This window comes from Bradyrhizobium sp. CFUWI, from assembly GCF_056429085.1.
Genome location: NZ_JBWJZE010000058.1, coordinates 1 through 9,036 on the forward strand (window position 1 = coordinate 1; position 9,036 = coordinate 9,036).

6 protein-coding genes and 2 pseudogenes are annotated in these 9,036 nt (G+C 58.0%); 5 read left to right on the forward strand and 3 right to left on the reverse strand.

What is annotated here, in order from left to right:
* Positions 1 to 246: 246 nt before the first annotated feature.
* A pseudogene (locus tag AC066S_RS38085) lies at positions 247 to 482 on the reverse strand (IS256 family transposase); the annotation flags it as partial.
* Positions 483 to 548: 66 nt separating this feature from the next.
* Positions 549 to 830 (reverse strand): LexA family protein, encoded by a 282-nt coding sequence (locus AC066S_RS38090; protein ID WP_126262178.1) that lies wholly within the window; start codon positions 828 to 830, stop codon positions 549 to 551.
* Positions 831 to 868: 38 nt separating this feature from the next.
* Here AC066S_RS38090 and AC066S_RS38095 point away from each other — a divergent pair, with 38 nt between their 5' ends.
* The 5 genes and pseudogenes from AC066S_RS38095 (at position 869) to AC066S_RS38115 (ending at position 7,218) form a co-directional block, all read left to right on the forward strand.
* On the forward strand, positions 869 to 1,666 hold the full coding sequence (locus tag AC066S_RS38095; protein WP_347338662.1) for a reverse transcriptase domain-containing protein: 798 nt from the start codon (positions 869 to 871) through the stop codon (positions 1,664 to 1,666).
* Between the two features lie 1,062 nt (positions 1,667 to 2,728).
* Positions 2,729 to 3,652 carry a reverse transcriptase domain-containing protein gene (locus AC066S_RS38100; RefSeq protein ID WP_347338663.1) on the forward strand — a complete coding sequence of 308 codons (924 nt, stop codon included), beginning with the start codon at positions 2,729 to 2,731 and terminating at the stop codon, positions 3,650 to 3,652.
* Positions 3,624 to 4,655, forward strand: coding sequence for an IS110 family RNA-guided transposase (locus AC066S_RS38105; RefSeq protein WP_126262177.1), 1,032 nt, complete (start codon positions 3,624 to 3,626; stop codon positions 4,653 to 4,655). Before AC066S_RS38100 ends, AC066S_RS38105 begins: the two co-directional genes overlap by 29 nt.
* A 312-nt stretch (positions 4,656 to 4,967) precedes the next feature.
* On the forward strand, positions 4,968 to 5,600 hold the full coding sequence (locus AC066S_RS38110) for a group II intron maturase-specific domain-containing protein (RefSeq protein ID WP_235884957.1): 633 nt from the start codon (positions 4,968 to 4,970) through the stop codon (positions 5,598 to 5,600).
* 206 nt (positions 5,601 to 5,806) lie between these two features.
* Positions 5,807 to 7,218, forward strand: a pseudogene (locus AC066S_RS38115) (IS701 family transposase).
* A 33-nt stretch (positions 7,219 to 7,251) separates the two neighbouring features.
* Here the strand turns inward: AC066S_RS38115 and AC066S_RS38120 are convergent.
* Positions 7,252 to 8,565: a hypothetical protein gene (locus AC066S_RS38120; RefSeq protein ID WP_126262175.1), complete on the reverse strand. Its 1,314-nt coding sequence runs from the start codon at positions 8,563 to 8,565 to the stop codon at positions 7,252 to 7,254.
* Positions 8,566 to 9,036 lie beyond the last annotated feature (471 nt).

The window sequence follows — 9,036 nt, forward strand, 5'->3', positions numbered from 1 at the left end:
ACAACTTCCGGATTCTGATCCTCTGGCTCACGACTTTGTTTGTCCGGATCTGCTGCGCCTTCCTGTTCGCCGGCGCCTGGTCATCCCGTCAACAGACCTCATGATCAACGTTCTTCACGGTCGACTAACGCTCCCTTCGTTCGCACAGTCTGGTGCTTAACCGTGGCAAGACGCTTTCGATTGGATTCGACGTGCACAGATGCGACCAGTGCTCGGAGCTATGCAGGATTTTGGGTGACGAGGGGATCAGACGGCGTTGTTTGCCGGCATATGATTGAGCTCGATGCTGTCGTTGAATCTGACACCTGCGATCACCTTCGGCAACTGATTTGAACTTTGAGCCGCCGCTCCGTTTTTGATGCGGCGATAATTAGCTTGAACAACATCAGCCTGGCGATCGTTGACGACGGTGATCCTTTCGTCCGCGCGGTTCTGCGTCGCACGGTCGCTAACACGCTTTCGATGGGTTGGGCGTGCGCAAGTGATAGCTACTTTCCGGCACAAAATTCTGCACGCTTGGAGTGTGCGCAGAATCGACTAGTGGTTCATCACAGTGATTTCGACGTTTTGATACCGAGCCATTCGAGGATCGGCAAGCTTTCCGGCGGCACGAGGATTTCGATGCTTCTGGGGACGCCTGGTTGACGTCGGATGAAGCCGTTTCGTTCGAGGGTGACGATCATCTGGTGGACCGAAGGCGGGCTGACGCGGAAGTGGCGCTGGATGTCGGCTTCGGCGGGTGGACGTCCGAACATGTGGGCGTAGGTATGGATGAAAGCCAGGTAATAACCCTGTTTCTCGGTGAAGCGCGCGCCTGATTTTTGACTCATCGTTGGATTCGTCCCGGCCTCCGACAAGGAGGCAAAGCATGAATGTACGTTATCGGGTGGGCGCCTCCTCCGACCCGACAGCAACGAAGCCGACGAACAAGGCCGGGCAACCGGCTGCGGAGCCGGTGGAGCCAAGGCCGGGGACCAAGGGGAACGTGGGCCAGCAAAGCACGAACCGGGCGCAGAGCCGGAATCGCGTGACCCAGGCGCTGGACCGCGTACGACAAGCAGGAAGGCAAAGAAAGAAGGAGCGGTTCACCGCGCTTCTCCACCACGTCAATGTCGATACCCTGAAGACGGCGTTCTACGCGCTGAAGCGCAAAGCCGCGCCCGGGGTGGATGGCGTCACGTGGCAGGACTACGAGTCGGATCTTGAGCTCAGGCTCGAGGATCTGCACGGACGGGTCCACCGAGGAGCCTACCGGCCGCAACCGTCTCGCCGGACGTATATCCCGAAGGCGGATGGAAAGCAGCGGCCATTAGCGATCGCCGCCTTGGAAGACAAAATCGTCCAGGGCGCAACCGTCTTGGTGCTCAACGCGATCTATGAAGTCGACTTCGTCGGTTTCTCCTATGGGTTCAGGCCCAGACGGGGACCGCACGATGCGTTGGATGCACTTTCGGCAGCGATCAAAATAAAGAAGGTGAACTGGATACTTGACGCCGACATCCAGAACTTCTTTGGAGCTGTTAGCCAGGAATGGCTCATCCGCTTCCTAGAACATAGGATCGGCGACAAGCGCATCGTCCGCCTCATCCAGAAGTGGCTCAAGGCGGGTATACTTGAAGACGGCGTCGTAACAGTCGATGACAGGGGACGGGTCAAGGGTCGGTAATTTCACCGCTCCTCGCCAATGTCTACATGCATTACTGCTACGATCTCTGGGCCGAACGCTGGAGACGGCAAGAAGCCCGGGGCGACATGATCGTCGTGCGTTATGCCGACGATCGTGCGCCACGACGGCGCGAAGGAGGTGTGATGTAGAGCACCTTTGAGCAGCCTTGCTGCACAGAAGATGGGGGTTGGCCCCTCGAACTCGGGTTGCAGGATCAGGGTTCAAACCACCGGCTGCTGCTTCGGCCCAATGGTCGAGGTGGTGAGCGAGACCGGAAAAGGCAGAGCAAGACTCTGTCAGGTAAGGATCGAGGAGACGAGCGCAAGCGAACCACTGATGAACTGTCGAAAGCGTAGGGAAGACGTCAAAACCAAGGGGTAGTCGTTATCTTGGGATCAGTCTGAGCGATACCTGTTTACGGCTCAGGCGGCGTCCGGCAGGCGAGGTGGCGTGACCTCGGTTCAGGCTTCTGTGCGGAACGTGGGAACCTGTATCGCGATGCCAAGGGAATGGTTCAAGTGGAAGCCCCACAAGAGTCTGAGGACCAATGCGCGATGCAGGGGCGGAGCCGTGTGTAGTAGTGATGAAGGCACTGTAATGGTGGCGGAGCGAAGGCACGGCACTGTCCCGCTTGATTGGAAGAACAACCGGAAACGGGAGGACTCTTTTGGGTCAAGCAAAGCCGTATGACATCCCCAAGCGCTGGGTTTGGGAAGCGTACAAACGGGTTAAAGCAAATCGGGGCGCAGCCGGTGTGGACGAGCAGTCGATCGAGATGTTCGAGACAGACTTGCAGAGCAATCTGTACAAGCTCTGGAATCGAATGTCTTCGGGCAGCTACTTTCCACCGCCGGTCAAGCGTGTGCAGATCGACAAGCGCGACGGCGGGAAGAGGCCGCTAGGAATTCCTACGGTGTCGGATCGCGTTGCTCAGGCAGTCGTCAAAGGATATCTGGAGCCGGATTTGGAGAAACATTTTCATCCAGACTCGTTCGGATATCGACCAGGAAAATCGGCGCTGCCGTTGGGGTTGCTCGCCAGCGATGCTGGCGGCATCCCTTCGTGCTCGATGTCGACATTCGGGCCTATTTTGACTCGATATCGCATGAGCTTTTGCTCAAGGCGATTCGGAAGCACACGGACTGCGCTTGGGTGTTGTTGTACATTGAACGGTGGCTTAAAGCTCCCGTTCAACTGGAAGACGGCACCCCTGAACCCCGAGAGAAGGGTACGTCGCAGGGCTCGGTGGTATCACCGCTGATGGCGAATCTCTTTCTCCACTATGCGTTCGACATGTGGATGCGAAGAAATTATCCGAGCATCCCGTTCGAGCGTTATGCCGATGATATTCTCTGCCATTGCGACAGTGAGCGGCAGGCACAAGAACTGAAGGAGACGCTTGCGAAGCGCTTTGCCGAATGCGGACTGGAGCTTCATCCGGACAAGACGAAGATTGTCTATTGTAAGGATGACGACCGGCGAGGTGATTATCCTGAACAGAAATTCGACTTTTTGGGCTACACGTTCCGCGCCCGTCGGTCGAAGAACCGTTGGGGAAAGCACTTCGTCAACTTCAGCCCCGGTGTCAGCAATGCCGCGACGAAGGCAATCCGACAGGAAATCCGTGCATGGCAACTACGCTGCCGGGTGGATAAGAGGATCGACGACCTGGCGAGGATGTTCAACCCGATCATTCGAGGTTGGATGAACTACTATGGTCGGTACTACAAGTCGGCGCTTTACCCGACACTACGCCATCTCAATCGATGTCTGGCGCGATGGGCGATGTCGAAATACAAATGTCTGCGGCGACATCGAAGACGGGCAGAGCACTGGGTACGGGACATTGCTTGTCGCGCCCCCACGCTTTTGATGCTGTGGACGGCTCCTCCACCGGCACGAGAGTGCCAAGGAGTGGGTGCCGTTTTGAGGCTCCCACGATTCGGAGGAGCAGCCTATGCAGTCAATCTCGACGATTGGCCTTGATATTGCGAAGTCGGTCTTCCAAGTGCACGGCGTTGATGCAGCCGGCCAGGTGGTCGTACGCCGTCAATTGAGGCGCCGCCACGTCTTGGCGTTTTTCCAGAAGTTGCCGCCATGCCTGGTGGGGATCGAAGCTTGCGCATCATCGCACCATTGGTCCCGTGAACTGCAGGCGTTGGGACATACGGTGCGATTGATGCCTCCGGCCTATGTGAAGCCCTACGTCAAGCGGCAGAAGAACGACGCTACGGATGCGGAGGCGATCTGTGAAGCGGTGACGAGGCCCAACATGCGGTTCGTGCCGACCAAGACAGTCGAGCAACAGAGCTGTCTGATGCTTCACCGAGCGCGCCACCTCTTCATCCGCCAGCAGACCGCCGTCATCAACTCGATCCGCGCCTATCTTGCCGAGTTCGGGATTGTCGCACCTGTTGGGCGGCGAGGCGTCGAGCAATTGCTGGAAGTCGTCGCCGATAAAGTCGAAGACCGAGTCCCGGAGGTCGCCCGGATGTGCCTTGCTGCTCTTGGCGTTCAATTGCGCGCGCTGAAGGCCCAGATCCTGGAATTTGACCGCCGCATCATCGCCTGGCACCGATCAAACACGACGAGCAAGCGGCTGGACGCGATCCCTGGCGTCGGTCCGGCGCTGGCTACAGCGCTGGTCGCCAGCATTGCCGATCCCAAAGCCTTCCGATCCGGGCGGGACTTCTCGGCCTGGGTTGGCCTCGTGCCAAAGCAGAGCTCGAGCGGGGGCAAAGACAAGCTTGGCAGCATCAGCAAGCAGGGCGATCGCTATTTGCGTAGCCTGTTCACGGCTGGCGCGCTCGCCGTAATCCGCTACGCAAAGATCCATGGCACCGATCATCGGCCATGGCTCACGCGATTGTTGGCGCGGCGGCCCACCAAGGTCGCGGCCATCGCGCTTGCCAACAAGCTCGCCAGGATGGCCTGGGCGATGATGGCGAGGAACGAACGCTACCAGGAGCCGGCCGCGCTGGCGGCCTAAACGAGATCGCGCCGACATCGCCGGCGTGACGTAACGGTTGGGAGGGCGAACAGCACGTAATGCGGTGCCGGTCGATCCGGCGATCAGGACAACCCACTTGGGCCATGGCATCTAGAATGCGTGCTTTTGACCGGGACCTGATCCGCGGAGGGCATTATGGCCAGCGGTCATGTGTACCGCGCAAACAGGCCGAACACATGGCTGCTCCGACCAATCCTGCGACGTGAAGATTCTCCTTGCCAACCCGGAGCCGTCCACACATGGCCCATTGGCCGATGCTACACAAGACGGCGGCTGGACGGTAAGAGCCGGATGAGCGGAGACGTTCACGTCCGGATCTGTGAGCGCCTGGGGGTGAAACTCCCCCGGGCGACTCGACGACTGGTGCACTGCCGTACCGAGCTAGAAGCAGAAACCCTCAAGGTTGAGCTTCAAGCCCGGTTGGCAGAGTGCCATCTGGAGATGCATCCAACGAAAACCAAGATCGTCTACTGCAGAGATGGGAATCGCAAAGGCAACTACCCGAATGTCAGCTTTGACTTCCTCGGATTTTGCTTTCGCTCCCGTCAGGTAATGAATTCCCGAACCAACTCGCTGTTTGGAGGATTTACTCCAGCAGTCAGTCCATCGGCAATGAAGACCATGCGGGAAACGATTCGGGCCTTGAACTTGCGCCGGCAGACACACCTGTCCTTGCAGGAGCTAGCCTCAGAGATCAATCCTCTCCTCAGGGGATGGATTGCATACTATGGGCGCTATACTCGGTCGGCACTGTATCCCTTCCTGCGATACGTCAATCAGACGCTCGTGGCGTGGGCGGTGCGGAAGTTCAAGCGCTTCCGCCGCACTAAAGCTGGTGCGAGTCAGTTCTTCCTAAGACTCGTCAAGGAAAGTGCGGGACTCTTTGTGCACTGGCGACTCGGTATGACTGGGACGTTTGCCTGATGGGAGCCGGATGACGGGAGACTGTCATGTCCGGTTCTGCGAGAGCCCCGGGGTGAAATTCCGCGGGGCTACTCCCCTGTGATGAACCACTAGTCTGACTGAGTCACAAAACCGCAGGCTTTGTCCGGCCGGAATCAGCGATGGTTGAAGCATGGACCATCAGCCGAGGAGGCTACATGAGCGGGCGTGGCACCAAGACCAGTGAGATGCGATTTGCGGCGTATTTGGAAGGGCTTGCCAGCGTCATCGGTCATGCTGATCGGAAGGCACCGCTGCGCGACTATTGCGTCGGCCTCATGGCCTGTGGCGGTCGCAAGAGCGTGGAGCCCATGGCGGCGGTGACGGCTCCGGAACGGACGGCCGCCCAGCATCAATCGCTGCTGCATTTCGTCGGCAGCGGCACCTGGTCGGATGAGAAGGTGCTGAGCAAGGTACGCGAGATGGTCCTGCCGGCGATTGAACGCCATGGCCCGATCGAAGCTTGGATCATCGATGACACCGGCTTTCCCAAGCAGGGGCGACATTCGGTTAGAGTTGCACGGCAATATTGCGGGCAGCTCGGCAAGCAGGATAGTTGCCAGGTGGCGGTGTCACTGTCGATTGCCAACCACCACGCCAGCCTGCCTGTCGCCTATCGCCTATATCTTCCGAAGGAATGGACTGAGGATTGCGATCGGCGGCGCAAGGTGGGCATTCCGAAGTCGGCTTCCGGACCAAGCCGGAGATCGCGCTGGAGCAGTTGCAGTGGGCCTGTGCGACCGGCCTTCCGCGCGGTGTCGTGCTGATGGACGCGGGCTATGGCAACAACAGCGATCTGCGCACGGAGATCACGGCGCTGGGATTGACCTATGTGGCGGGTCTTCTGTCGAGCACAACGGTATGGGCGCCCGGCACCGGTCCCTTGCCGCCGAAGCCATGGTCGGGCCGCGGCCGTCCCCCGAAACTGATGCGCCGCAACCGTCAGCATCGGCCGGCCGCCGTCAAAACGCTCGCGATCGGCCTGCCGGCCAAAGCTTGGCGCACCATCACGTGGCGGCAAGGAACGAACGAAAAGCTGAGCTCGCGCTTTGCCCGCGTGCGGGTCCGTGCCGCGCACCGTGATTATTGGCAAACCACCCAGCGATTGGAGGAATGGTTGCTGATCGAATGGCCGAAAGGCGAGGACCAGCCTACCAAATACTGGCTCTCGACATTGCCGGAGGATGTGGCATTCCGGACTCTCGTTGAGACGGTTAAATTGCGCTGGCGCATCGAACGCGACTATCAGGAACTCAAGCAGGAGGTCGGGCTTGGCCACTTCGAGGGACGCGGCTGGCGCGGCTTTCATCATCACGCAACGATGTGCATTGCAGCCTTTGGATTCCTGATCTCCGAGCGGGAGACGATTCCCCCCTCAGGCGCTCGGCGCGCTCGGCGCGCCCGGCCGATCCCGCTCGCTCGCGTTCCCGCAGATTGCAGACCCCGCGGTTCTGCCGCTACGGACCCAACGTCACATTCCAGATTCGATCACGACGATGCGACGGCGACTCCAGCAAGGGCTCGTCCGAACGCTGTCGAGATGTCCTTGTTGTGCAATCAAGTTCGTCCATTCCACAGACCACCGTTTGTGACGCAGTAAGACTAGTTAGGCAAATAAACTGCCAGGGCGAACTCAGGATTGGATAAACCTTGGCGGCAAGGCCAGCACGTCTGAGCAGTCCAAAGTTGACTTTGTTTGAGTTTCGAAAAGTTCCGTAATAAGATCCGTTGCAGCACCTGCTCCGAGCAACCGAGTAGCATCCTCTGTGGCCGGATCGGCAAGCACGCTTCGCAAGTCTTGTCCGGTATATTTGAGCGCGCTTTCCGCAACTTCTACCGCGCTGTGATAACCTACGCCGATCTGCATCGCGCAAGCGCCGGCAAGACGGGCAAGCCGTGCTGCCCATTCTTCTGCACTAAAATGGTCCTTTGGTTCCGCAGAGCCAATGCCTGCATTGATCGCATTCCGATGCGCATCAAGAGCCGCAGTGTATACGCCCTCGGCACGACCGCACAGCATGTCCCACACCATCAAAATTTCAGCAGGGGAGCCCGACATATGGCCAACGAGAGGCTCCTCGAGGTTTAAGAGCCGTGTTGCTTTGATAAGCATCGGCTTCCAAGTGATCGGAGGAATTCGCGTATGTTCAGGCACGCCAAGCCTTTCGTCAATTTCGTCGCCGAGGTTGTATAGCCCTCTTCGTATCGAAGAGGTGTCTATTTTTTTCCTCTCCGCTTTCTTCTTCGGCCCCACGACTCCTGTCCCCGCGGAGACTTTTGCGACTCGTTTTAGTACTTCATCTGAGATAGCGGTGAGTTTTTCTTCAGCAATCAAATCTGACAACCGACCAAGAAATGTTTGCTTCTGTTCTGTAGATAATGAAAATGGTCCGTCGCTCTTCTTAGAATCGGCATAGAATGTACCGAGATCGCCTAAGAAGGAAATAAAGGCCGTTCGGTCTGTTGCGCTTGCACGGCCTGCCTCGTGTCGCGCATCATCAATCAACCGCTCAAGGATTTCCAGCAATACATTCGGCGATTTGTCTGCAAGCAGACAACCCGGTGACACTAAGCGCGTCGACAATGTGCTTAGTTCAGCGTCGGTCAATTTCATCAAAATACGAACGAGTGGGCCTGCTGCTTTCGCGATTTCCCGTCGAAGCACGTCTCCCGGATGATACAGAAGTTGTCTCGCTGCGGATGCCTGTTTCAAGGACAATTTGTGCGTGTTGCCTTGATGTGCAATGTCCGCCGGATAAATGAACTCTGCTCCCTCAAAACGCTCGAGGACAGATTGTCCGCTGCTTGAATTCGGAGCTGGCGACAGTGATGCCTGGGCCCGATCAACCGATGACGAGATTGTGGTATCATAATAAGTCTCGTCCGGTTCGGTCTTAACTGGCGCAGTGTATTGAGAGAGAGGTCGAGTTGGACGGATGTGGTGCATGGTACAATGAGCCCTAGACGTCCCAACTTGTAGCGGGGGCGATGTCACCTTGCGGCAATCGATCCCGACGCTGCTGCTGGGCGTTCGATCGACTGTCAGCTGTTGCTTGTCGCCGACGCTAATTCAGCGATGACGGACAGCAAAAGTGCTCCACCACGATGTTCGTGGCAAATAGTTTCTCGTTATGCAAGATATATCGCGAACGTTCTCTCGGGCGGCCCGAGACTCTAACTAACTGCTGCTGGATGAAAATTCAGTGCAGGTCATAAGGGTCGTGGCTGATGCGCATCGTCTTGTCGTCCGGGAAGTCGATCGGCAAGCGTCGGGCAATCTGCTCGGGACTCTGAGCTGGCCCCGGTTGTCTGAACAGAATATCCGCGTCGATAAGTGGAGCCTCTGCCGGGGTTAGGCTGCCGTGCGGAGCGGCAGCGGGGTGAAGTAGGCTTGATCCGGTGTGCTGCCGTCAAGGCT

Bases quoted from the DNA above. Each gene is read 5' to 3' on its own strand.
- AC066S_RS38090 (WP_126262178.1), bottom strand. From the start codon at position 830: ATGAGTCAAAAATCAGGCGCGCGCTTCACCGAGAAACAGGGTTATTAC.
- AC066S_RS38095 (WP_347338662.1), top strand. From the start codon at position 869: ATGAATGTACGTTATCGGGTGGGCGCCTCCTCCGACCCGACAGCAACG.
- AC066S_RS38105 (WP_126262177.1), top strand. From the start codon at position 3,624: ATGCAGTCAATCTCGACGATTGGCCTTGATATTGCGAAGTCGGTCTTC.
- AC066S_RS38110 (WP_235884957.1), top strand. From the start codon at position 4,968: ATGAGCGGAGACGTTCACGTCCGGATCTGTGAGCGCCTGGGGGTGAAA.
- AC066S_RS38120 (WP_126262175.1), bottom strand. From the start codon at position 8,565: ATGCACCACATCCGTCCAACTCGACCTCTCTCTCAATACACTGCGCCA.